We start from the raw sequence: 25,987 nt of genomic DNA, 5'->3' as shown, positions 1-25,987 counted from the left end.
AGATTAGGCGAATCGGGCCTAATCTTATTTTGTTTGTTTAATTATTTTTGCAAAACAATATTTTTATATAGCTTCACTGTTATTAAAAAACTTCCTATTATTTTTAACAGTAGGAAGTCTTACTCTAACTAATCTTTAGTCACTTGTTTTAGTTTTTATTAACTTACAGTCGCCCAAAGTCTGAATCAATTGTTTGCCATCTTTTTGGTGGAAAACAGCGTTTTGATACGACAATCGTTCTTTCTTTTTACTCTTATCTTTATACTTTTTAATAAAGGTTACTTCATAGTTAATCCGACTATAATTACGCTTACCTGGTAAAACAGAGAGCACCTTGATCTTTACACTTAATTTCTTGATACTCTTCTTTTTATGCCATTCCTTTAGTTGCTTAGCAATCTTCTTATAGTCTGCATTTTCTTTTCCATTTTCAAAGTCATCTGCATTTGGCGACTTAAGGGTGTTGTACAATAGCTTAGCTGCATCCCCCACCTTAATCAAGCCAGGCCAAATCGGGTTAACAATATAGTCACCTTCTGCATCCTGATAGACATCTTTTTCGCCATTGCCTTGATATTCAGCAGTACCATCATAATCAGTGACGTCATCCTCACTATTAGAAAATTCTGAACTAATCGATTGCGACAAATCCGTTACCCTTTCGGACTTAATAGTTTGACCATCTGCCTTACTCTTAATATAGATTTCCATTCGCTTAGCAATCGGATAATCCTTGAAAGTATAGCTACCATGCTGGTTCAATTTACCCGCCTTACGATCATTGATATAGATCGTACCATTAGGAACGCTGCGCACTTGGAAAGTGGCCGTTTTGATCTTCATATCAACAGTCTTATCTGACCAAATGTTAACAATCGAATCAGCATCTAAATGGCGACCATTAACCTTAGATTTAACTAATATATGATAGCGACCAGGAAAGACCATACCTAAATCTTGATAGTAATTCTGGTTGCCACCTTCCATTTCACCATAATCCTTTTGGTTAACCGTCAAAGTTGAATTAGCGTGATTGGTCTTCACCTGTGGGCGATATACTTGTATCCACAACTTATATTTTGGAAAAAGCAAAAAATTGCGTCCATCTTGAATCAGTCTGATTTCACCATGATCGCGATTATGACGCAAATTATAGGCTAAACGTTTAGCTGCACTGTGATGCTCTTTAAAGTAATTTTGAAGCGGCTTCAGCGATTTATCTGTCACATCCATATCAGGCGTTGAAGCCGTGACATACTGAGCCAGCTCAGTTTTAGGATCCTGCATTTTAGCTACAATGCGGTCAATTTGACGTTCTTTAGTGTAATAAAAATTGCCAATTAGCCATGCAATACCAATTAACAGGATAATAACTCCCGATATCCAAATTTTCTTATGTTTTTTCATTGATCAAAACACCTTTTCACAAATCCTTTTAACTTAGATTAACAAGTTGATCAAAAAAAGCAAACATCTTTTATTCACAAATCAAGACGAAGTTCTTATTATATTTAGTAGCATTATTTTATTTTGGAGGGGATTGCACAGTGGAAGTAAATTTTGATTTTGTAAAAAATAGCAGCTTCAAGGAAGCCTTTCCTACCGCTGAAAAAATCCACAAATTATACACAATTGATGATTATCGTGACGTTATTTCAAATTCACGTCTTCTATTAGAGAGTCTAATCAAAAAAATTTTTAAGTTAGAAAATCTCAGTCCATATTACACAGTTCATGATGGCGAACACCGTAATTTGCGTAATAATACACACTATTTACGCAATGAACTAGATTACCCTCTTTCGATCATGGATTTATTTGACGAAATACGCCGCATGGGCAACGCTGCTGTCCACGATAACCAAATTGAACCAGATCAAAAGCAAGCCTGGCACTGTATTTGTGATTTACACGATATTCTTGTCTTTTTAATTAACAGCTATGACGGTCAAGACCTATATTATTTGCGTCCCGATATTGCGATGGAAGCACAAACTGATGAAGACCATTATTATGTGCGCCAAAATAAGCAACCAAAAATAATGAAATTGCATGATCATCAAAATAATAAGAAAAAACAGTCCGCATCTGCACCAAAAAAGACGAAACATGTTAAACATTTTTCCAGTAAACAGCATATAGAGCAAACTAACTCTGAGTCACAAACGAAAACTACTCCTTCTACTAAAGACAATTGGTTAAGAAAAATTAAAGAACTCTTTCACCATGATTAGTCATATTGACACTATGTCACAATATGATAAACTATATATTATATAATTTACATACCGAGAAGCGCCTATGACGCTGCCGATACGCAAATGAAAACTGAACAAGTTTCTCAAATGGGGAACGGCTTATGCTAGTAGGTCGTTTTCCATTATTTTTTTACGAAAGGAGTGGTTAGTCCGCTATGGATAATCACAGGCAAAAACCTTGGGCTGTCGAACAGTCTGAGGTATTAACAAATACAAAAACAACCGAAACTGGTTTAACTGAAGACGAAGTTCGAATACGCCAGCAAGCTGGTTTAAACGAGCTCGCAGCTAAACCTCCTAAAACAGTAATCCAAATGGTCAAAGAGCAGATTTTTGATCCAATGATCGGTATCTTATTAGTAGCTGCCCTCTTATCTGCTATGTTTGGCGAATATACCGAAGCCATTATTATCGCGACAATCGTGGTTCTTAATACCATTATTGGAGTAGTTCAGGAAAAAAAGGCACAGTCTTCTTTAGCTGCGTTACGTGACATATCTGCGCCAACTGCTCATGTAATTCGTAATGGCAAAGAATTAATCATACCGGCCAAGGAATTAGTAGTTGGTGATATTGTTATCTTGCTTGATGGGGACATGGTTCCAGCCGATTTGCGCTTAATTGAAACAGCTAACTTGAAAATTCAAGAAGCATCCCTTACTGGTGAATCAGTACTGGTAGAAAAAGACGCAGCTGCTGTTTTAAATCCAGATTGTGCTCTTGGTGACCGCATCAATATGGCTTTTTCTTCCTCAATTGTGACTTATGGTCGTGGTCAAGGCGTCGTGACAGCAATTGGGATGCAAACAGAAATGGGTGCCATTGCTGGCATGTTAGAAGATCAAACTGAAGTACAAACACCATTGAAACGCAAATTAGCTAAAGCCGGCATGGTCTTAACGATTATCGGCTTAATTATTTGTAGTTTGGTCTTTGCAATTGGTGCTTTCTATGGCCGTCCACTTTTACCACAATTCTTGGTTGCTATCTCATTGGCAATTTCAATTATTCCAGAAGGTCTGCCAGCAACCGCGACAATTGTTATGGCCTTAGGCGTTAAACGCATGGTTAAGCGTAACGCTTTGATCAAAAAGTTGCCAGCAGTCGAAACCTTAGGTAACGCCACTGTCATCTGTTCCGACAAAACTGGTACTTTAACCTTAAACAAAATGACTGTTACACAGGCAGCAACGAATGACTTCAGCCAAAGTCACGCAGTTGATCAGCTTGCAGCAAATAAAACCAATCAAACTTTGGCCTATGCTAGCGCTCTTTGTAACGATGCCAGCTTGAATGGTGAAAAAGAGATTGGTGATCCAACTGAGATAGCCTTAATTCCTTTTGCCCAAAAGCTTGGCTTTAACCAATCCAACTTAAAGAAAGAATTCCCCCGTTTGTTCGAACAACCCTTTGATTCGGACAGAAAACGGATGACAACATTGCACAAAATTGACGGTCAATTAACGGTCTTCACTAAGGGTGCATCGGACGAAATGTTGCCGTTATGTACACACATTATGACTGACAATGGCGTGCGTAAAATTACACCCCAAGACAAAAAGCAAATTGCCCACTTGTCTCACCAAATGCAAGCTGACGCTTTACGAGTACTAGGCTTTGCTACCAAAATAGTGGATAACTTACCTGAAGCAAATGCTGATTTGGAAAATAATTTGACTTTTATCGGGATTGTCGGCATGATTGACCCACCACGAAAAGAAGTTGCGGCATCAGTTAAAACCTGCCGTGAAGCCGGTATTCGCACAATTATGATTACCGGTGACCACAAGGTAACTGCCTTGGCAATTGCGAAAAAGTTAAACATTTATCAGACAGGTGACTTAGCAATCTCGGGAACTGAATTAGACCAAATGTCTGATGCAGAATTAGATCAAGCTGTTGAAAAGGCTACCGTTTTTGCTCGCGTTTCTCCTGCTGACAAACTGCGCATCATTCAAAGCTTAAAGCGAAATGGTGAGGTAACAGCTATGACCGGTGACGGAGTAAACGATTCACCTGCCTTAAAGGCTGCCGATATCGGTGTCGCTATGGGTGTAACGGGTACAGACGTGGCTAAGGACGTGGCTGATATGATCTTGCTTGATGATAGTTTTACCACAATTGCGCACGCTATCAAGGAAGGTCGCCGCGTCTACCGCAACATCCAAAAAGTAATTCAGTTCTTGCTAGTTGGTAACATTGCTGAAATTACCACTTTGTTTGCGGCAACTATTTTTAACTGGGATGCGCCATTATTGGCAGTACACATCTTGTGGGTTAACTTAGCTACAGCTACTCTACCTGCCCTTGCTCTTGGCGTAGACCCAGCAAGTAAAAACATTATGAAACACAAGCCAGTTAAAGCTGGTACTTTATTCGAAAAAGACCTAGTTATTCGGGTTATTACCCAAGGAATATTTGTTGCCCTGCTTACTTTAATTGGTTACTTCATTGGTAAAGAAATCGGCAATCAAGTTGTCGGACAAACCATGGCCTTCAGTATTTTAGCATTGGCCCAAATGATTCGTTCATTTAACCAGCATTCAAATACTGATCCCATCTGGAAAAGATCATCTGGTAATAATCCATGGTTAACAGTGTCATTCATTATCTCTGCATTTTTCATGGGTATTATTCTCTTTGTCCCAGCAATGCAAGATGCATTTCACATTACCAGTTTGTCAGCTGGACAATGGTTAATCGTAGTTACCCTAGCTTTACTTTCAATTGCACAAGTTGAGTTAGTAAAAGGTTGGGCAAAGTTTAGAAATATTTTTATTAATGACAATAATTTAATTGAAGATTAATTAGTTACAAAAAGACGGTAGCATTACAACGCTATCGTCTTTTTTGATATTAAACTTTGGCTGCTGCCAATTGGTCAACATCTATCTGACTACGACCAATCTGAATTGCCTTTTCGGTGCTTTCATTCAAGCTAGCATTGATCATCTTATGGCTAAGCTCCAGCACCATTGGCAAATTAACACCGCTAATTACCCGTACTCGCTCAGGATACATATCTTCATATTCCGAAGCGACTAAGTGGGGTGTCCCATTTTTTAAATCAGTTAGCACCAAAATCTGACTATTCTGATATTTATTCATGACTTTAGCAAAACGAGCCTTAAAATCTCTGATTCCTGTGTCGTTTAATTCAATTGTCAGGATCTGATCATTCTTGCCTGCCAACATATCATGTGCAGACATTAACCCCGCAGCCAACCCTTCATGAGTTGCAATTAAAAGTTCCATAAAGCGTACCTCTTTGTAAGCGATTTCTATAGAACCATTTTAACATATTTTTGTATTAATTAATCTGTTCAATATCTGCTAATAAGCTACTTTGTTCAGGTGTTAGCCGCTCATCCTTTTGCCGTAACTTAAGTACTTGTAGACAAGTGTGCAAAATCTTTTTTCCTTGTTCCGTCACTTGTTTGCCATCCATATCAGGCGTTACATTGGCTAAAAAGTCATCCATCTCATCAGCAGTAACCTTGAAAACATCATTTTCTCCATGAATCAAGGGCATCCGATTGAGCATTTCTTCAATCATTTGTAATTTATTTCTAGCTTCTTCAAAATCCATCTTGTTCACATCCAATTCTTTTATTATACAAAAAAACAGCCACCTAAGTGACTGTCATCTTTATTTCGTATTAATAATTGCGTTTGAAATTGTAGTTGCATTAGATTCGATCAGTTGATGCGAATTGTTAACAAAAAGGGAAGCCCCAATTCCTATAGCAGCAAATACAAGCCAAACTTTCTGTAAAACTGTACTCTTCATGTTCCCAGCTCCTTATATTTCTTATTATATAAAAAGCCGATCGTTATGGGAATGGCTGCGCTTACAATTAACATAATTGTAATATTATTTACCTTTACTTAAGAGTTACTTCTCCAGCAACATTTGTATCAAAAAAATCAGCAATTTGATGGACGTCCATCCCTTGCCCTAAAGCCCACATTAATTTGGTAATCGCACTCTCAGAAGTCATATCACAAGCGGAAATAGCTCCTTCCAGCAAAGCCTCACGCCCCACCTCATATTTGGTCAAATCGCTACGTTCATACAAGCATTGACTGCTGGCTACAACGGGAATACCTTGACGAATTAGCTTACCAATTGCGGCTACCATGTTGCGGCGAATAAAGTTCATCCCGCCTAGACCATACGCTTCAATAACAATTCCACGGCAACCACTATTAACCATCGCAAAAAGCAGATTAGGATCAAAACCTGGAAATAGTTTCACCAACGATACGTGCGAATTAATTTTGGTATTCAAGGTTGGCTGACCGTCATGTTCTCTTTGAAAATGTTCTGAATTAAAAACTAATCCATCGGAAGAAACGGTTGCTACTGGTGGTACATTCACACTTTCAAAAGCATCAAAGTTGGTAGTCCGCACCTTTACACTGCGGCAGCCCAGCATAACTTTATTATGAAAGGCTAAATAAACATCAGGTGGACAAGTTGCTGCAGCTGCAAAAGCCAACCGTAGGTTATCGTGAGCGTCACTTAGGACCACGTTAATTGGTACCTGACTTCCCGTCAGCACAACCGGGATATTAATATTTTTCAGCATAAACGACAACATTGATGCCGTATAAGCCATAGTATCAGTACCGTGTGAAACAACAATTCCATCGTAATCATTGCGGTATTTGTAAATATTTTCTGCAATAAATTTCCATTCTTCTGGTTGGATATTAGAAGAATCTAATTGCAAAATATCGCGGACTTGAATGTCGTACGGCAACTTTCCCAACATTTTAATTAACTCTTCACCGGTTTCCTTGGGTACTAGGCCTGCATCAGAAGCAACGGAAGCAATAGTTCCCCCAGTTGATAGCAATAATATTTTCTTCATCTTGTTCCCCTTTATCTCAAATCACAATGTCGACCATAACTATTCATGATTAGATCAATTAAAACATAGGCCGAACTAAAAGTTACCGCATTTTGCTTACTAAATTGAAATGGCGTAGTTTTGAAGAAAAAGCTATAGTCGCTAAGAGAGGCTAATTTTCCCGTTTGCCAGCTAGTCAGTGACACCAATTTCAGTTCAGTATTCACGACATCAATCTTCTTAAGTTCTTCAATAATTGTTTTATTAAAACCACCAAATGAAATAACAAACAGCATGTCATTTTCCCGTGCAGACCGCCCTAATAATGCCACTTCGTCGCGTGCACTAGGCAAAATAATTGCTTTTTTACCAATTAAGAAAAAGTTATGCGCCAAATATTCCGCGATAATTTGCTGCTGCCAGCCAGTAGAGTAAAGATAGATCGTTTCCGCTTGATCTAAATCCGCAAAAAATGGTTGTAAGTTTAATCCCTTAAAATATTTAAAAGTTTCAGCAATGATCTTTTGTAAATCCGTATTGAAATCTAGCGTTTGCTTGTTCTTAACGTTTTGCTCCTTTCGTGTAGCTAACTCGGACAATTCAAATTTCAATTCGCTGAAACCACTTAATCCCAATTTTTTGCTTAGGCGAAAAATAGCGGACTTAGAAACGTATAATTTCTGAGCTAATTCCAGCAAACTCAACTGACTTGCTGCTTCAGGATATTTCAATAAATAGCTAACGATCGCTTTATCGGTCTCATTAAAACTTTCCTTTTTCTTCATGACCGCTGTTTCTAAATCCATTCTGTTTCCTTTCTCATCACTGTTTCTTATTAAGAAAAGAATATCATGTCGTACTCAAAAAAGGTAGCCACCCTATTTGAGTAACTACCTTAATTTTTATTCTTGAATTGAAGTTATGTTATGACAATTAATTATTTAAGTTCTGGCCAGTATGGAGCATTAACTGGAATCATGTCATCCAAAATCTTCTTAGCAACGGAAGCATCTGGTACAGTCTTGTTTAATGCAAATGCTTGTAGCATCTTATTGTATGAATGTTCAACATAAGCATCAACAACCAATTTTTCACAAGTTTGTTGTTCCATCATCAAGCCTCTTTGGAAGCGACCTGCTTTACCCGTAGCCATTGGTTGAATGCCATCAGCACCAAACAATGCTGGTACTTCAACAATTGAATCTGGATCCATATTAGAAATTGCACCGTTATTAGCACAGTTAGCTAAGAACTTTTCATGAGTGTTAAATGCGATCGCATGACAAATATCTACGATATATTCAGAGTGCAAACCTGAAATATCCCAAATATTATTCTTAGCAGTTCCCACCTTTACGATTCTTTCACATTCGCCAAAGACAATCTTTTGCCGGTGTTCACGAATTTCATCAGTACGAGTATGCTTCGGATCAGCATTAGCAACTTCATATTGTGGGAAGTAGTAGTATTGCATGTAATTGTTTGGCAAAGTTTCTGGCTCTAGCTTATATTCATCGGCAACTTTCTTAAAGGTGGCTTCCCAAGAAGCTTCAGTATCCTTGTCGTAATCGCCACCTACCCAATAGCCGTGCTCTTTGACGTATTCCTTCAACTTAGGCATTAAGTCTTCGCCAGTCTTCTTGTTGCGAACTTCTTTCCACCAGCCAAAGTGATTCAAACCATAATAGTTAAAGTCAATATCATGCCAACTGTCCAAACCACAAATGGCAGCCATTCTGTCCATATCATCAATCGGCATATCACAAATGTTAATTACCTTAGCATTTGGACGAAGACGACGGCAAGCTTCTGCAACGATTGCAATTGTGTTGGAGTAGTTGATCATCCAAGCATTTGGTGAGTATTCTTCCATCCAATCAATAATTTGCAAAATTGCGGGAATTGAGCGAAGACCATAGGCCATTCCTCCGGGTCCAGTAGTTTCTTGACCATTCACGCCATATTTTAATGGAATCTTTTCATCCAAGCTTCTCATGTGATATTTACCAACACGAATTGATCCCATAACAAAATCTACATCAGTAAAGGCCTCTTTAGGATCAGTTGTGTAAGAAAACTTAATTTGTGGTGCCCTTTCCTTCATGATAATTTCAACAGCTTTGGCAATCTTTTCTTGCCGTTCAGCATCGTTATCATAGAACTTCAACTGTCTTAATGGGAATTTATCCTGACTCTTGATTAAATCAAGGACAAATCCTGGAGTAAAAGTACTACCACCGCCAGCAATAACTACTGAATATTTCTTACCATCCATAATCTATTTTCTCCTTTAAATAAAACTAAGTTTTTATCTCTGTTTCATTTGCCTTACGCATATATTTATATCATCTTCTTCCACAAATGTATTCGTTTTCACCAGCTTCAGACTTTGTTTCAAGTTTTGGAACGCGTTTCACTACGCGAAATATTTTTAAATGTTGCCTTAAGCCTAACAAATCAGATGTTTAACTTGCCTTTATTAGTAATAGTGTAAAAATGAAAAAAATAATCGTTTCATGACCAAGATAAACTATAATTTGAATATTCCTTTAACCACAAAAATAAATAGTCCGTATTTGATGATCGTATAGCTTTAATTAAAAAATACGACTCAAACTAGTTTCACTTCCATATTTTGTAGTGTAATTTTGAAATTAATTATAATTTTAATATCTTTCTGCTATTTTCTATACAATATAATATTTTTAAAACATATCTTTGCTAAACGCTGATTTTATCCCAACTCTTAGTCATTAGTACTTGATAATTTATAGATAACTTAGGTTATAATTATATATTTTTTTATATAAATTTAGCCTTTATTAAAAAACTTTTGAATTATTTATTAGTCGTATAGCTTTTATTTTAGGTCGCCCTAAGTCTTGATAAACTAGCACTCTAAAAAATAACATATATGTTTTTATTTAACAAGATACGTTATTAAAGCTGTTCATATATAGACTTTGTTTTTAATAATGTTAGTATCATTCCATGAAGAGACATATAACGATCTTTAAGGAATTGACTACTCCTTAAGCAAAAAAATGACTTATAAATTGGGAATTCTTTTCGTAATATAGGGGGATTAGGAAAAATGACAAAGAATGTTAAGCTATTATCACTTATCGGTATCGCAGCCGCTTTAGCAGGTGGAAGTGTTGCTATTTCAAATAATAACAACTCTACTGTTCAAGCTGCTTCTATCACATTACCCGCTGGTTACACCAAGAGTGCCATTATTAAATGGAACCAAACTGGTAAAGCAAGTAAGGCTTTGATTGATGCTTCTAAAAAAGGCATGAAGGAAAACACCAATAGTGATGCGGGTTCAGATAATACGTTAGTTAACGTGACTAAATTAACTGCGTCTCAACAAAAAGAACTGAGCCAATACACTTTAAGCTTAATTAATTCTGCACGTCATCAACTTGGCAAGCAAGACTGGACTTACAAGCGAGGTGCTTTGCACTTTGCAAATCGTGTAGCTAACGAATACTACAACCATAACAGATCTTGCTGGGATGCCGACCACTATGTTACTGGAATTGAACGCGCAGCTAAGGCTTCTGGCCTTAACTCAAAAGTAGGTCAAGTCTACGAAGATGAAGCTGGCTTGCCTATCTCTTCAACATACAATACTAACTTACGTCCAATGTCAGTATTGAAAAACCAAATTTACTTTAACGTAAAGCAAATGCTTTTTGGCGGTTTTGCAGGCTCTGACAGTCAGATGAATGACTCATCTAGATACACTGAATGGGAACACGCTGGTGATTTACTTGGTTGCCGTACTAAGAGCTACGATGCTAAGACTAAATACTTTGGTATTAGTTTCAGTGGCTTAAAGGATGACCAAAGCAAGGTTAGTGTTCACATGATGGGTGTTGCTAAACGTTACATCCAAAACTACAGAAAATTCAATCATTAAAACTAACGCTGTAGTTAAAAACTTAATACAGTTTCCTAATCCAAGAGCTCAAGTAGTTCAGTCAACTATTTGAGCTCTTTTATTTTTGCCCATTTTTCATCAAAATCCTGTCAAAAAAATGCAGATATTCACACATTTTCAATTAAGCTATCTAATTGTTTGTATACATTAGCTAATACTAATAGTGTGTTAAGTTATTATCTTATTACTATTTTGTCTATAATCCTTGATAAATCAATGTTTCCAGCAATAACTGTACATAATTAATAACAGTATAGTAAATTATGATTACAATTAATAAACTTTTTCAAAAGCAATTTTTGCGTTATCCATGCGGGATTTTCGCTTACACAATCTATTACATTATTGTTATCTAAAAAAAGGATTGCTATATTAAATAGCAACTGGTATATTATATATCAATATGTTCAATGAACATAAAAAAGGGAGGATAAAGATGTATTTCACTACTACAAGAAGAAAAACTAGAAAAGACAGGATACATATCCAATTCTTTGCACAAGCCTTAAAAAAAGACCTATCACAAGGAACTGTTTACAAGTATTCAGTTCAAAGATTCTGTGAAGCTGCAAATATCTGTCGCGGAACTTTTTACCGCAACTTTAAAAATTTGAATGATCTATTTAGTCAAGTACTGCAATTCGAAATCAATTCTTGCTTCAACAATCCCCAATCAAGTACTTTACATAAAAAAGCACACAACTTACTGATAGAAATTGAAACTAATGCCACCTACTATCGAAATGTACATTCTCTTGCCTCAAGTCAAATTCGAACACAAGTTGACCAAGCTCTTTTTCGTGAAATGCAAAAATTACTATTCAATAGTAATCTTTCTAATAAGCATATCCAAAGCATTTCAAGTTTGATTCTTATTCGAATTCTAGACTGGATTGCTCATGACTATCAGGACAATGTCATCACAGTTTATACTGACGTTGAATGCCTTTTTCTCCATCACATTAAAAAAAGTTGCTAGCAACGAATACTAGCAACTTTTTACATTAAGCATAAATTTTACGTTTTAAAATACCGACATAAGGTAAATTACGATATAAGCCGTTATAGTCAAGACCATACCCTACTAAAAATGCATCTGGAGCTTGAAAACCATAGTAATCAGCATGGAAATCAACTACTCTAGTTGTCGGCTTATCGAGCATCGCTACTACTTCAACACTAGCAGCACCGCGGTCCTTCATCACTTCACTTAAAGCTTGAAGCGTACGACCTGTATCAATAATATCTTCCATAAAAATTACCGGTTGATCTTTAACATCAGATTTTATATCTTGAGTGATCTTTACCTTGCCTGTTGATTCGGTACCGGCATAACTTGAAGCCTTAATTGGATCAACTGTCAATTTAAAGTTAAGTCGCTTGATCATGTCACTAGCAAAAATCATTGCCCCATTTAAAACGGGAATGACAATCGGCTGCTTGCCCTCATATTTTTGATTCAATTCAGCAGCCATCTCATCCATGCGCTTATCTAATTGTGCTTGATCAAACAAAATTTTCTCAATGTCGTTGTTCATTATCTGTCTACCCTTTGAATTCATAATTTTGTCATTGATAAGATTTTAACATGATTTAAGACTGAGTTAAAGCTATGAAGTACTAAAAGTAAATAATTTGTTTATTTATTGGCTACAATTAGCCTAAATTGTTCGGATTTTAACAAAAGTATTTCACTGAAATTAACCTTATTACGATTAGCATAATTATAATAAGGCTAATCGTAATTATGTTATAATCAAATAAAAGAAAGGAATAAATCTATGCAACATTTTGTCGGTAGAAATAATGAACTCAATGACCTCAATGCTAAATATCAGAGTCCTAACTTCGAGATGATCGTAATCTATGGCCGTAGACGAGTTGGTAAAACCGCCTTGATTAGTGAGTTTATTCAGAATAAACCTGCTATTTACTATCAAGGAATAGAATCAACAGGTGATATGAATCTCAAGAATTTATCAGAAAAAATCAACGATTTAAAAAATGATGATTTTAATACTGCATCCTACGCTGATTTTGAAAAAGCTTTTACAGAAGTGCAAAATATTGCTAATCATTTAGAACAAAAATTAGTCTTTGTCATCGATGAATATCCCTTTTTAGCCAGATCAGAACATTCTGTCAGCTCTATTCTTCAATACGTAATTGACCATGTCTATAAAAAATACAATAATGTCATGTTAATTCTTTGTGGGTCATCGATGTCATTCATGGAAAGACAGGTCCTGGGGTACAAGAGCCCACTTTATGGCAGAAAAACTGGGCAATTAAAACTAGAACCATTTGACTTATTTGAATCAGAAACAATGCTGCCTAGTGTTAATAAAAGCGACTTATTAGGTTACTATGGCATCACTGGTGGCATTCCTCAGTACTTGGCTTATATCAATCCCGAGATTTCATTGAGAGATAATATTAGACAAATGTTTTTCTCACCAGTTGCTCCTCTGCGTGATGAACCGAACGTTCTAATGCAGGAAGAAATGCGCAATCCAGCTACATATAATGCTATTCTCAAAACTATTGCTAATGGTTCCAATCACTACAACGATATTGTGCAAGCAACTGATATTACATCTAGCTCTCTTACACCCTATTTAAAAAATTTAATAGATATTGGCGTCATTCAAAAAAAGCAACCACTTTTTAATAAAAATAACCGCAAAGCTTACTATTATATTGTTGATGGTCTCTTTCGTTTCTGGTTCAAGTTTGTCGACGGTGAGACAGATTTAATTGTTAGAGGACAAGTTGATCGCTTATTAGACTATATTATGAGTGAATTACCCAGATTTTTAGGTCCAGTATTTGAACAAGCTAGTGGCGATTGGCTTTGGCGTCAAAATGATTTACCAATTGGCATTCGTACAATTGGTCAGTGGTGGGGCCCTAATCCAGCTAAAAAGCGTGAAGAAGAAATTGATATTGTTGCACCTGATTTCACTAATAATCAAGCTATTATCGGTGAATGTAAATGGCGAGCAAAAGATAAGATTAAACCGGAAATGATTGATACTTTAGTTGAAAGATCGTTCCTAGTACCCAAGATTAAACAAAGCTATCTTTACTTTTTTGCCAAAGAGGCAACGCCTGGTTTCAAAGCATATGCGCAAAAAAATAATGTCACAGTAATTGAATACCAACACTTTTTTGAATAAACATAAAAGCAGCATCCCAAAGCTTATACTCTAGGAATGCTGCTTTTTCTCTATATTTTCTTAATCATATGATCGTAAGTGCGGTCACCAATCGTCATCGACTTCTGCACTTCATAACCCTTATGCTTGTATAAAGCTTGCGCACGTGGATTTTCTTTGTCCACATTTAAGCTGATAATATGATAGCCATGAGCTAACGCTACTTGTTCTGCCTCGTCCATCAGACGACTAGCAATGTGTTCACCCCAATGGTCGGGATGTACAGCTAACGCATCAATATACCACTCGTGTGGCCAAGCTTCTTGATCATCAAAAATCACGGTTGAAATGGGTAAACCAGCATTTGCATAGTTATGACGCAGGACTACATCGATGATCTTCTGGTCCTTATAAGGATACATATCTAAAATTCCGGTCACCTTACCATGATCTTCAGCTACCCAAATTCGGCGGTATGAATAGCGATAATCCTCGGAAATGAACCCTAATTTCATTAAGCTATAGAATTGATCTTCTGGCAAAGATTCAATCGACTTCATCTGCATTTCATCAAAAATTTGTTTTAATATCGGATAAACAAAGGGAAAATCCGACTTTCTTGCTCGTCTAATAATCATTACTTTCTCCTTAAAAACTATTCATCATCATGATCATTTTCAAACAAATCAACATCATCGACTACATCGAACTTGATTGGGTTTTCTACTTGATTTTTTAACAGGTCAAATATAGTAGTTGCCTTCGGTTCCAGCAATTTGCAGTCATGCATTAAGCGATATAAGGCGAAGAGCTGCGTATAAGTGGCTCGAATCAACAGTCCATCCACCTGATAAGCCGCATCATTATCATCTACTTGCATTGAAGTAGTCAAAAAGTCGCGCATTTTTCTTTCCGCATAATCATTACCCATCATTTCTTTAAGTGCTAGATCCATGTCAGCGTAGGTACGTGATAGTTTAGTAATTCTCTCAAAATTGTAAGCCAAATCAACATTAATTAGTTCAACACTATCCTGGTCTATTTTGCCTTGGTTCTTGCTAATCTCACTAGCGAGGTCATCGATTGCCTCACCAAAGGCACCAAAAACATAATCAAGCGTTAGTTGAGTTTCTAACTGCTCCGGCTCCATCTCAACTAATTGAGCCGCATTTTGTGCATTCCAAGCAAAAGAAGGACTCAAAACTCTTCCTGGCGTTTGGAACAGGATCCCTAATAACCCTTGCTTAGCAGAGTACTGCACATTGATTGAACCAGGTTCAAAATCGCAACGTTGAGCCAAATTTTCTGCGGCAGATTGAATTTTAGGATATAGCTCAGCTACAATTCCTGAAGCATCACCCTGATTATTGTCAATGACGATTGAACCATTTTGCCAGGTATCATGTGGATTATTTTCATCTAAAACAGAGAAATTAGGATCTGCAGTAAAACCAGCATCAATATCTTGGTTAGGTAAATAAATTAGTGAGTGACCTAAAAAGTTGGTAATTGCATCTGCAGCTTGATCATCGCCGATCGAATCAATGTACGCTTGTAAACTATAGAGGTACCCATAGCCTAGCTTATTAATAATTTCAATTAAATCATTCTTGTCTTCGTTGTTGCTAGCTTGAACACAGCTACGCAGTTTTTGCCGCAAATCATTCAATGATCTTTCATTAGTGCTAGCTAGGTAGTTGTCAACGTCAGGGATACTGAGAGAAAAGCCAAAAATCAAACGATATAAGTAGTCTAGATCGGCACAATAAGCATCCCAATCATCATCACTAATTTGTCCTGCGGTGTCTTGTAAATCACGGGCAAAATTAAGGATAAACGAAATGGCTAAATGAGCCGCACATTGCTCTACACTCTCATTTTCAATCATTGTTGCAATCTTAGTACCTAGAATATCATTTCGAAAAATCATCACATCATTAGGCGACTGCAAATACACAATCAAATCATGTTGTGCTTCATCATACTCTATTCCAAAGGCACCTACAGGAATAAGATTATTTTGTACTAATAGCTCGCTAGCCTGACGAAATTTAGTAGCCAATTTTTCAGCCTCTGGTCGCTCGATTGGATCACCTATCAAATTGCTTGAATTATCACTATCAGTTTGCTCAACATTAGCAGATGCATCTTCTAACAAAGAAAAGTCAGGATCTGGCTTGAACAAGTATGAATCATTGGGGATCTCCATTGTCATATGATGAACTAAACGACCAATTGCTTCAGCATCATCAGTTGAGCGCTGGACTTCCTTAGAAATAGCCAATAAATACGCGTCTGGCAGCTCTGCCAATTTGCTTTCAGTCTGCGCTAATATATCTGCTCCATATAAGCCACTAGCAGTTAAAGCCTTTTGCAAATTTTCTCGTATTTCCACTATAGAGGTACCTGCTGTATCACGATAGTAATTATTAATCGTTTCATTTTTTCGCGTCAACCTATACCAAACGTTGTAAAGATAATCCACATCCTGACGTAATTGTGTAGAATCAAGTTCAGCACGTCGTTCAGGAGCTGTGGCATCAAAAAAACTACCTGCTAAACTAACAATAATTCCTTCACCGTTAGAAGCGTCATCTTGCTCAAGTAAATAATCATAAGTTTGATCATTTAAAAACATGCTCGGAATTATTAAATTGTTAGGCGTTTGTAGGTAAAGATAAAGATCGTCTTCATCAGAATCGAGTTCAGTATTCAAAGAATTAGGAACAATGCAGCCAAGACTGTAAATCCACTCAATTGCATTATTGACTTTGTTAATTACTTGTTTTAGTTTTGCATCTTCAGTCATGGAAAAAACCCCTTTATTATCAAAAAAGCCGTAAGCAATTACATTTTCACATATTTACGCCTTGATTGCATTCCTTTTGACAATCAAAAAAAAGATGAAGCATCAAATCCTCATCTTTTGTCTATTTCAACTCTTCAAAAAAGCCTTGCTTCTTCAAAATCTCTAAATATCGGTGAACTGCATCAGGCCAAGTTGGTAAAGGCTTAAAACCATTTTCAACCAGCTTACTCTTATCCAAGCGTGAGTTAAATGGCCGCACCGCTTTGGACAAACCATATTCTTCAGTCGTTACCGGTGTTACCTTGGTATCGTAGCCTGCTTGACGATAAATTTCTTTAGTAAAATCGTACCAAGAAATATAGCCTGTTTTAGTACCATTATCGTCAAAACCGCTAGCAGTCTCAGACAATTCGCTATTAGTCGTATGGTAATAACCGTATTTATCAGTTTCTATCATATCAACCAGCAAGCGTGCTAGATCAAAAGTATAAGTTGGCGTACCAATTTGGTCATTAACCACCTTAACTTCATCATGACTTTTGCCTACTTTAAGCATCGTTTTGATAAAATTATGACCATTAATGCTAAAAACCCAAGCGATTTTGAATTTACAAGGAACCCAGTAAAAATTGTGCATCCCCCGCCCCGATCGTCATCTCTCGAATTTCATTAAGTGAAAAACCCAGATATTTCAGTAGCAAAATCTGTTGCAATTTGGCAAAATCTTGATCTGTATATCGCCGCGCACCACTCTTAGTACGCGCAGCTGGTTTTAATAAATTCTTCTGGTCATAATAGCGAATCGTACGAATCGAGACATGCACTTTTTCCGCAAATTCGCCGCTTGTGTAGTATTTAGTCATGTTAATTATCTTTATGAAATACTAAACGTTAAAACTAGTCCAGTCAACTCAAACCAAGGTAGCATTTTTTACAGTCAACAACGCTAATAATCATACATCTCTTCATCTAATTGCTTATTCATTAGCTTCTTGATTTCATTAAAAGTATTAAGTAAAGTTTCAAGGTTATCCACAGCTTGTTTCACTAACTTTTGTAATTTTTGCTCATTTTCTATATATTTATAAGTTTACGAGATTGAGGGCATGCTTTCAAATAAATTCAATGGAACTTACTTTACATTTACTAACCCAACAGTTGATTATGTCCTAGAAATATTTTTATGTTATCAATTTGCTGCTGACATTGTCGAACCTTTATACTGATCCAATGCCGATTGCAAGTCTTTATCAGTGATTTTTACTTTTTGATCTTTTAACACTTGGCTAATTACATTTTTCATCACAGTAGAGTTTGCAGCCCATTTATTATAAAGCTCCTTAGTTAGTTCTGCCTTGCTACTTTCAAAATTTCCCTTATCTGGGTGTTTAACCATTTTTATTATTTCATATCCATTAGTGACTTTTACTGGCGTTTTGGTATATTCGCCATCCTTAAGCTTATATGCTGCATTTTTAAAAGTTGAATCTAAATTTTTATTTTCTTGATTAAATGCAGCTAATTTTCCGCCATCGCTACTTGTAGAACTATCTACAGAATACTTTTTAGCTAAGCTTGAAAAACTCTCACCATTATTTAGCTGCTCAATAACTTGTTCAGCTGTTGTTTTACTAGTAGTCAGAATATGCTGCACACTGACTGAAGGCTGATAATCTTTCCATGCTGCCTTCAATTGTTTATCCGTCGGCTTAATTTGAGATTCCAAAGCAATTCGACTAAGTAAATTGATTTGAATCATTCTTTTAAAAGATGCTTTAGTATATGCACCCTGGGCTAAAAAGTTATCGAATTGTGAACCATAACGTTCCTTATAGTTGCTGTACTCAGTATTGACTTTTTTAACATCCAATTTTTTACCATATTGTGCTTTTAAAGCATCATAAATTAATAAATTAGCTAAAATGGTCTTACTTGAGGGGGACGATTTAAGTTCTTTATAAAATTCTTCTTGAGTAACTTTCTTATCTTTCCCATATTGTGCAACTTCAGCATTATTTGATGTAGAGCATCCAGCCAAGCCCAACAAAGAAAAAACAGTTGCAGTCATCATTAAATTTTTTAATAATTTATCCATCTTGTCTGCTCCAAAAAATATATCATTAAATTATTAAAAGTATTAAAGCAGATTTTAACTTTAATTTCAACTAAATTATAAAATAACAAATAATAAGCTATACAATTTTAAAATCATTTTTTTCTTTTTGATGTTATTTTCAGAATTAATAAGTCTTCTTGAGATTAAAATTATTTTTCATTTATTAATCAAAATAAAAAAATTAGTATGAAATTTCTGTTGCTTTTTATGATCTTTCTCAATATAATATTTGATTAATATTAGTAATATTAAATTGAAATAAAAATTATTAATATTAATTAAAAATTAAAGCCTTATTATTAATTATTTTGGAGGGCTATTTTATGAAGAGAAATAAATATGCAGGGGTATTGGTTTGTGCTGCTACCCTATCTGTCGTATCTGTGTTTGCCACTGCCGAACAACAAGTTAAGGCTAGTGTTGAAAGTCAAACCAAAACTGTTGCAAAAAGTACTCAAGCAGCAGAATCTGCTACAACCGGTTTAACTAACAAAGCAATTGAAGCACAATTAGCAGCAAAAGGAGTTAATCTTAAGCACTTAACTCCTAAGCAAAAGCAAGACGTATACGTTGATGTGATTGTTCAATTGTCAGCTGCACCAGCTGCTACTAATGGCTCAGTAAGTGCTAATTCAAGCAGCGCAGAAATTGAGCAAGCTTCCAAAGAAGTAATTGCCAATCAAGCTTCTATTAAGGAAAAAGTTAAAGCTATTACTAACCAAGCAATTGGTAAAAGTTACGGTTACGTAGTTAATGGATTTGCTACCAAGGCAAAAGTAAAAGATATTCAAAAATTAAGAAATATTCCTGGCGTTAAATCTGTAACTTTAGCCAAAGTTTATTACGCTAATGACTCTTCAGCCGATGATATGGCTAACGTTTCAACCGTTTGGAACAATTATAAATACAAAGGTGAAGGTACTGTTGTTTCTATCATTGATACTGGTATCGATCCGAACCATAAGGATTTGCGCTTAAGTGATGATTCCAAGGCAAAATTGACCAAAGATAAAGTTAATGCCTTTACTAAAGAAACTGGTTATGGTCGTTACTTTACTGATAAAGTACCATACGGTCACAATTATTCAGACAATAATGACAATATTACCGATGATAATCCTAGCGAACAACACGGAATGCACGTTGCTGGTATTGTTGCTGCCAACGGTACTGCTGCTAACTCTGTTAACTCCGTTGTTGGCGTTGCTCCAGAAGCTCAGTTATTAGCTATGAAAGCTTTTTCTAATTCAGATAGCTCAGCTTCTACTGATTCTACTAGTATCATTGGCGCAATCGACGACTCTGCTAAGCTTGGCGCTGATGTCTTAAACATGTCATTAGGTTCAGTTTCTGGTCAACAAAATGAAGATGACCCAGAAGTTGCTGCTGTTGAACGTGCTACTAAAAAAGGTACTGCAGCCGTAATTTCTGCTGGTAACTCCGGTACTTCAAATTCAGAAACTGAAGGTGTTAATAAAGCTTACTACGGTAACCCTGACATGGAAACTCTTGGTAGTCCCGGTACTGCAAGAAGTGCAACAACTGTTGCTTCTGCTGAAAATACTAAGGCTACTACTGATGGAGTGACTATTACATCTGCCGATGGTAAAACTACTATTGTAAATCCAGAAGCTACTCAACTTTCAGAAGGTACTGATCGTGCTTTCTTTAATGATAAAAAATTTTACGTCGTAAAAGACAAGAATGACAAATTAGGCACAGGTGCTGCCAAACAATATACTTCTGCTGTGAAAGGTAAAATTGCAATCGTCAAACGTGGTGATCTTACTTTTACTGATAAGCAGAAATACGCCCAAGAAGCCGGTGCTGCTGGTTTAATAATTGTTAACAATAAACCTGGCGATATGACTGGTATGTCACTTACTGCTGGCTTCCCTACTGCCGGTTTATCAGCCTCAGCAGGAGAAGAATTAGTAAAATACGTTGAAGCCCATCCTGATGAAGCATTGAAAGTAAGCATTGTTGTCCAGGCTTTGAATAACTCTGCTCGTCAAACAGACTTAATGTCTGATTTCACTTCATATGGTCCTGCTTCTAACTTAGCATTTAAGCCAGATATCTCGGCACCTGGTGGACATATCTGGTCCACTCAAAACAACAATGGTTACACTAACATGTCTGGTACTTCAATGGCTTCTCCATTTATTGCTGGTACCCAAGCACTTGTTAGTCAAACAATGAATGACAAGAATGGTGCTTTCTACACAACTTATCAAAAAATGAGTCCAGAAGAAAGAACTGCATTTATCAAAACTTTAGAAATGAATACTGCAAGTATTCAACCTGATATCAGCCATGATAATGTTATCGTTTCTCCACGTAGACAAGGTGCTGGTTTTATCAACGCCCAAGCTACTATCCAAGCTCTAGCTAAAAATCCTTCAACTGTAGTCAGCAGTAATGGCTATCCTGGTGTAGAACTCAAGAGTTTTAAAAATAGAAATCTTAAATTCCAAGTTAAATTTACTAATCGTACTAATAAACCTTTAACTTACAAATTAGCAAATAATGGTAAAGATTCTGATGTTTACACCTCTGCTACTGATGGCTCCGCAGTTTTATATGATAAGAAGATTGACGGAGCTTCAATTAAAGCTAGTGGTGACGTTGTAGTTCCTGCAAATTCTACTAAGGAACTCACTTTAACTCTGACTTTACCTGCTAACTTTAATGAAAATCAATATGTTGAAGGTTTCCTAACATTTAATGGATCAGACTCCTCACAATTACGTCTCCCATATATGGGCTTCTTTGGTGATTGGGCAAGTTCAGATCTTCCAATCTTTGCTAGTCTTAATGATCCAGATGTATTCCAACCTGACAATAATATGTTTGGTACTTTAGTAACTGTAGGTAACAGTGCTGATAATACTAACCCAGGCTTAAGTAGAGATGCCTCTGGCAACTTACGTTTTGATCCTTCAAAATTTGCAATCTCTAATGCTAAAAATGCACAATACAAATGGTTTAAGCCTACTTACTACTTGTATAGAAATGCTAACAACGTTAAGATCCAAATTTTGGATAAGAATGGTAAAGTAATCAATACTTTAGCCTCTTTGAGTAATGCAACCAAGACTTACTATGAGTCACAAGAGCAAAGCTATACTTACTTTAACGACGCTCCTTCTTGGGATGGTACATACTTCGATCAGCAAGCTAACAAGACTGTTAATGCTCCTGACGGAAACTATACTTATAGAATTTCTGCAACCGTTAACGGAACAAATACTGAACAACATTATGATATCCCAGTTAAAGTTGACAGTGTTGCACCTGTGGTAAAGAACCTTAAATTAGAATCAAGCAAGATCAAAGATGCTAAAGGACAAGAACAAACTCGTTATTACTTGTCTGCAGAAGCAAAAGATGAACTTAGTGGTTTAAGTGGTGAAGTAAACGTTTCTGTCAATGGTGTCTTAGGTCAACTAGAATATGATCCTACTGTTAAAGCGGATAAAGATGGGTTCAAGAAAGTTGAAATCGACTTATCTCCAGCTCAGGTAAAGGCACTTCAAGCAGGCACAAATAGCTTTTCTGTTGCATTATTCGATAATGCCGCAAATGCAGGTACTACTTCAGGTGAAGGCAATAAGCCAGGTGAAACCAGCTTCGGCTTAGTTCTTAGAAATGGTGGATTGCCAGACAAGATCTCATCACAAACTAAGAACTACAATGCAAAAAGTGGTACTTATGTATTCTCTGGTACTTACCCAAGTAAAATCTATGGAACTTACACTGATAAAGATGGTCATACTCATGACTTAAGCGTAGAAAGTGATGACAACAAGTTATTTACCGCAGAACTTCCACTTTCTCAAGACGATTACAAGACTACTATTGCTCTTTATGCTGATTCTGATCATAAGACTTTGCTTAAGAAACAAGACATTACTGTAAGCTTAGTCCCAGCTAAAGTTGAAAGCCTATCAGTTGATAAGAATGATACTTATGATGTAACCAAAGATAAATCAGCCACATTAGCCCAAACTTCTGAAAGCACTGCAAAACTTTCGGGTAAAGTAAGTGCTGACACTAAGACTTTAGTGATTAAACAAAAAGGTCAGAAAGATGTTCCAGTTGAACTTAACGCTGATCACACATTTAGTACTGAATTACCAGTAAGTTTTGGTGAAAATAGTTTTACTCTTGTTGCAACTGACGCTGACGGCAACTCATCTAGCGTAGTACAAACAATTAAATCTAGTGATCGTGGTAAAACTACTGTTTCAAGTAGTGATGTTACCTTCAATAACGGTATCAAGTGGGGTACTCGTAACGTTAATGCCAAGACTAAAAACTACAATCCTAAGACTGGTAAGTTAATCCTTACTGGTAAAGTAAAAAGACCAACTACCACTTTGCAAATTGGTGGTAAAAACGTAAAGATTAATTCAGATCAAACATTTAGAGTAGTACTAAACATTGGCACTCATGGCGCTAAGATCTTTTCAGCATTGATTGGTGATTCAACTGTTAGAGAAACTACTCAAGAGAGATTGAGCTTCTATGTAGACGCTGAAGCTCCTACTCTAAACTTAGACAGTGAAAACACTGTATACACTAATAAGGGTAAGTTTACGATTTCGGGTACTGTAAGTGATGACTATAAATTCTATGACTTGTCAATCAATGGTAATGACGTTGAAACTAGTTGGAGTGATGTTGATTACAATAGTAAAGAAGGTATCAAAAAGAACTTTAAGCACGAAGTTGATTTGAAGAAAGGTAAGAATACTTTCAACGTTAAAGTAACTGATTCCCAAGGGAATTCGAGTTCACAAGCATTAGTTGTCTACTATGAACCTGCTAAGACTTTAGCTGAGCCTAGCGTAGAACAAGTTGTTGCAAAAGATGGTAAATCCGCAACCCTTAAAGCAACTACTGATGAAGCTGAAGCTAAGGTAGTTTACAGCATTGATAATGGAAAAACATTCAATGATGTACCAGTCGATGGCTTTAAACTTACTAAAAACGGGACCGTACAATTCAAGACAGTTGATAAATATGGCAATGAATCCAAAATTAAGTCTGTAGAAGTTAAGGATCTTAATCAAGAAACTAAGCCTAGTGAAGATGAAGATTTAGCCAAGGCCAAGGAAGATCTTCAAGCTAAAGTTAATGCTGGCGAAAAGAAGGACTTAAGCAAATTTACTGATGAATCTAAGAAAAACTTTAATGAAGCTTTGAAGAAAGCTGAAGATGTCTTAGCTGACAAGAATGCTAAGTTGTCTGACCTTCAAGATGCTGCTAAGGCTTTAGATAAAGCTGAACAAGCATTAGCTGAAAAGCCTGCTGAACCATCCAAGGATGACAACAAGCCTAGCGAAGATAAAGAATTAGCTAAGGCTAAGGAAGATCTTCAAACTAAGGTTGATGCTGGTAAAAAGAAGGATCTTGATAAATACACTGATGAATCTAAGAAGAACTTTAACAATGCTTTAAAGAAGGCTGAAGATGTCTTAGCTGACAAGAATGCTAAATTGTCTGACCTTCAAGATGCTGCTAAGGATCTAGACAAGGCTGAACAAGCATTAGCTGAAAAGTCTACCCAGCCTTCTACTCCATTGCTTCCAGGAAATAATAATACTGCATCAAGCAGCAACCAACTTTGGGGCAATCAAACTGTAACTCCTGCTCACGATGAAAAAGACACCAAGAAAAATGACAACAAGAGTACAACAGAAGATGGCAAGGACACTAAAGTAATGTTCAAGTCAACTCTTTATACTAAAGACCTTAAAAAGACAAAGAGTTCTGCCAAAGCTTACAGTTTTCTTAATCTAGTTACCGAAGAAGGGAAACTTAAGGTTTACACATTTAGCGGTCAACACTTCTATAAGATTGTCGGCCAGGATGCATATATTCGTGTAAGAAATGTTACCGGTACTAAAGTGACATTGAAGAGAAATTCATTTGTTTACCAATCTAATGGTAAGAAAGCATCACATAAACTTCTCAAGAAAGGCACTACTATCACTGTTTACGGTGATCAATACAAGGCACTCAAACATTACAAGAAGTATGCTTACAGAGTCGGCGAAAGCAAATATATAAAGAGTGTCAACATTAACAAAGTCAATCTTGTAAAATAAAAATCTAAAAAATTATTTAGCTAGTTTTAGACATTTGCTCTAAATAAAAATCCTGCTAATTCAGTACATAATGTGTACTGGGATTTAGTAGGATTTTTTGATTTTGGGATTTTTATAAGTAAAGTTAAAAATTACACAGAAAGAACATCACATCTATCCATCAATAATATTTAAACTTGAACTAATTCCTAAACCAGTAGCTCTATTATTTAACATTAATTCAGCTTCAGTCCTAGTATGGAATACCGCCAGCTGCTTTTATACCAATTTGACCATCAGTGGCTTCAAACATTACCCTTACATCTTCAACTTTAGCAATCGTTGAACATGCGCCAAAAGGGAAACCAATTACTGTTACAGCTTTAATATTAGTACCTTTCAAAAGTTGACTAACGTGTCTTACTCAGCAGAGTTGACGCATACCGAATGAAACCTATATTGCTTTGCTTCTGCCACAACTCTATCAATTTCCTTTTCCGTAGCACTCGGAACTAACAAAGTATGATCAATATAATTATTTAAACCATTCATCTCCTTAGTTTGTTCTCATTACTGTAGAACTAGAGACTGTAAAATAGTTTGTGTAAGGATGAATGATTCCTTAAATTTATTTCTTTAAACATTAGAAAAAGGAGTTCCTTTCTCGTATGATTGGTTTGAACAAAAAAACACATACAGAAAGAAGAACTCCTTCATGAATGATTTTACCAAAGATTTTGCTCAAG

At 36.3% G+C, this 25,987-nt stretch carries 18 protein-coding genes and 2 pseudogenes; 6 read left to right on the top strand and 14 right to left on the bottom strand.

The window, feature by feature from the left end; translation table 11 throughout:
• Positions 1-135: 135 nt before the first annotated feature.
• A complete protein-coding gene (locus tag CP352_RS05765) occupies positions 136-1,407 on the bottom strand; it encodes a hypothetical protein (RefSeq protein WP_005718273.1) in 1,272 nt (423 codons plus the stop codon).
• 140 nt (positions 1,408-1,547) lie between these two features.
• On the opposite strand from CP352_RS05765, the gene CP352_RS05760 reads away from it, so the two are divergent.
• Positions 1,548-2,234, top strand: a complete 687-nt coding sequence (locus tag CP352_RS05760) for a DUF4145 domain-containing protein (protein WP_035443344.1) — start codon at positions 1,548-1,550, stop codon at positions 2,232-2,234.
• Positions 2,235-2,413: 179 nt separating this feature from the next.
• Positions 2,414-5,065 carry a calcium-translocating P-type ATPase, PMCA-type gene (locus CP352_RS05755; protein WP_089143438.1) on the top strand — a complete coding sequence of 884 codons (2,652 nt, stop codon included), beginning with the start codon at positions 2,414-2,416 and terminating at the stop codon, positions 5,063-5,065.
• Positions 5,066-5,114: 49 nt separating this feature from the next.
• On the opposite strand, the gene CP352_RS05750 is transcribed toward CP352_RS05755, so the two are convergent.
• The 6 genes from CP352_RS05750 to CP352_RS05725 all read right to left on the bottom strand — a co-directional run bounded on the left by CP352_RS05750 (position 5,115) and on the right by CP352_RS05725 (position 9,389).
• Entirely contained in the window at positions 5,115-5,513 is a 399-nt protein-coding gene (locus CP352_RS05750; protein WP_005723897.1) for a PTS sugar transporter subunit IIA, read from the bottom strand.
• 55 nt (positions 5,514-5,568) lie between these two features.
• A complete protein-coding gene (locus tag CP352_RS05745; protein ID WP_035443341.1) occupies positions 5,569-5,862 on the bottom strand; it encodes a hypothetical protein in 294 nt (97 codons plus the stop codon).
• 45 nt (positions 5,863-5,907) lie between these two features.
• Positions 5,908-6,048 carry a hypothetical protein gene (locus tag CP352_RS11140; RefSeq protein ID WP_005725642.1) on the bottom strand — a complete coding sequence of 47 codons (141 nt, stop codon included), beginning with the start codon at positions 6,046-6,048 and terminating at the stop codon, positions 5,908-5,910.
• Positions 6,049-6,142: 94 nt separating this feature from the next.
• Positions 6,143-7,135 (bottom strand): asparaginase, encoded by a 993-nt coding sequence (locus CP352_RS05735; RefSeq protein WP_005718263.1) that lies wholly within the window; start codon positions 7,133-7,135, stop codon positions 6,143-6,145.
• An 11-nt stretch (positions 7,136-7,146) separates the two neighbouring features.
• The gene (locus CP352_RS05730) at positions 7,147-7,920 is read right to left on the bottom strand and encodes a MurR/RpiR family transcriptional regulator (RefSeq protein ID WP_023488350.1); all 774 of its coding nucleotides are present in this window, start codon (positions 7,918-7,920) and stop codon (positions 7,147-7,149) included.
• Positions 7,921-8,051: 131 nt separating this feature from the next.
• Entirely contained in the window at positions 8,052-9,389 is a 1,338-nt protein-coding gene (locus CP352_RS05725; RefSeq protein WP_005718261.1) for a 6-phospho-alpha-glucosidase, read from the bottom strand.
• 819 nt (positions 9,390-10,208) lie between these two features.
• Between CP352_RS05725 and CP352_RS05720 the strand changes: the two genes are divergently transcribed.
• Complete coding sequence (locus tag CP352_RS05720; RefSeq protein WP_065989965.1) at positions 10,209-11,042, top strand: SEC10/PgrA surface exclusion domain-containing protein; 834 nt, start codon at positions 10,209-10,211, stop codon at positions 11,040-11,042.
• Between the two features lie 457 nt (positions 11,043-11,499).
• Positions 11,500-12,042: a TetR/AcrR family transcriptional regulator gene (locus CP352_RS05715; protein WP_005723891.1), complete on the top strand. Its 543-nt coding sequence runs from the start codon at positions 11,500-11,502 to the stop codon at positions 12,040-12,042.
• 25 nt (positions 12,043-12,067) lie between these two features.
• Here the strand turns inward: CP352_RS05715 and hpt are convergent, their stop codons facing one another.
• Positions 12,068-12,601, bottom strand: a complete 534-nt coding sequence (gene hpt / locus CP352_RS05710) for a hypoxanthine phosphoribosyltransferase (protein ID WP_005726960.1) — start codon at positions 12,599-12,601, stop codon at positions 12,068-12,070.
• Between the two features lie 243 nt (positions 12,602-12,844).
• On the opposite strand from hpt, the gene CP352_RS05705 reads away from it, so the two are divergent.
• Positions 12,845-14,242, top strand: a complete 1,398-nt coding sequence (locus CP352_RS05705) for an ATP-binding protein (RefSeq protein WP_089143436.1) — start codon at positions 12,845-12,847, stop codon at positions 14,240-14,242.
• Between the two features lie 50 nt (positions 14,243-14,292).
• Here the strand turns inward: CP352_RS05705 and CP352_RS05700 are convergent, their stop codons facing one another.
• The 5 genes and pseudogenes from CP352_RS05700 to CP352_RS05680 all read right to left on the bottom strand — a co-directional run bounded on the left by CP352_RS05700 (position 14,293) and on the right by CP352_RS05680 (position 19,125).
• Positions 14,293-14,856: a GNAT family N-acetyltransferase gene (locus tag CP352_RS05700; protein WP_089143445.1), complete on the bottom strand. Its 564-nt coding sequence runs from the start codon at positions 14,854-14,856 to the stop codon at positions 14,293-14,295.
• Between the two features lie 20 nt (positions 14,857-14,876).
• Positions 14,877-17,030, bottom strand: coding sequence for a hypothetical protein (locus CP352_RS05695; protein ID WP_089146079.1), 2,154 nt, complete (start codon positions 17,028-17,030; stop codon positions 14,877-14,879).
• Between the two features lie 121 nt (positions 17,031-17,151).
• Positions 17,152-17,634 (bottom strand): annotated as a pseudogene (locus CP352_RS05690) (NAD(P)-dependent oxidoreductase); the annotation flags it as partial.
• 7 nt (positions 17,635-17,641) lie between these two features.
• Positions 17,642-17,893 (bottom strand): annotated as a pseudogene (locus CP352_RS05685) (MerR family transcriptional regulator); the annotation flags it as partial.
• Positions 17,894-18,219: 326 nt separating this feature from the next.
• Entirely contained in the window at positions 18,220-19,125 is a 906-nt protein-coding gene (locus CP352_RS05680) for a peptidylprolyl isomerase (protein ID WP_065989973.1), read from the bottom strand.
• Positions 19,126-19,469: 344 nt separating this feature from the next.
• Here CP352_RS05680 and CP352_RS05675 point away from each other — a divergent pair, with 344 nt between their 5' ends.
• Positions 19,470-25,262, top strand: a complete 5,793-nt coding sequence (locus CP352_RS05675) for a S8 family serine peptidase (RefSeq protein ID WP_089151045.1) — start codon at positions 19,470-19,472, stop codon at positions 25,260-25,262.
• Between the two features lie 232 nt (positions 25,263-25,494).
• Here the strand turns inward: CP352_RS05675 and CP352_RS11055 are convergent, their stop codons facing one another.
• On the bottom strand, positions 25,495-25,644 hold the full coding sequence (locus tag CP352_RS11055; RefSeq protein ID WP_158227694.1) for a hypothetical protein: 150 nt from the start codon (positions 25,642-25,644) through the stop codon (positions 25,495-25,497).
• Positions 25,645-25,987 lie beyond the last annotated feature (343 nt).

This window comes from Lactobacillus sp. UMNPBX1 (assembly GCF_002554085.1).
GTDB lineage: Bacteria > Bacillota > Bacilli > Lactobacillales > Lactobacillaceae > Lactobacillus > Lactobacillus crispatus.
Note: the sequence above shows the minus strand (reverse complement) of the source record. Positions and strands in the feature narration are given on the sequence as shown.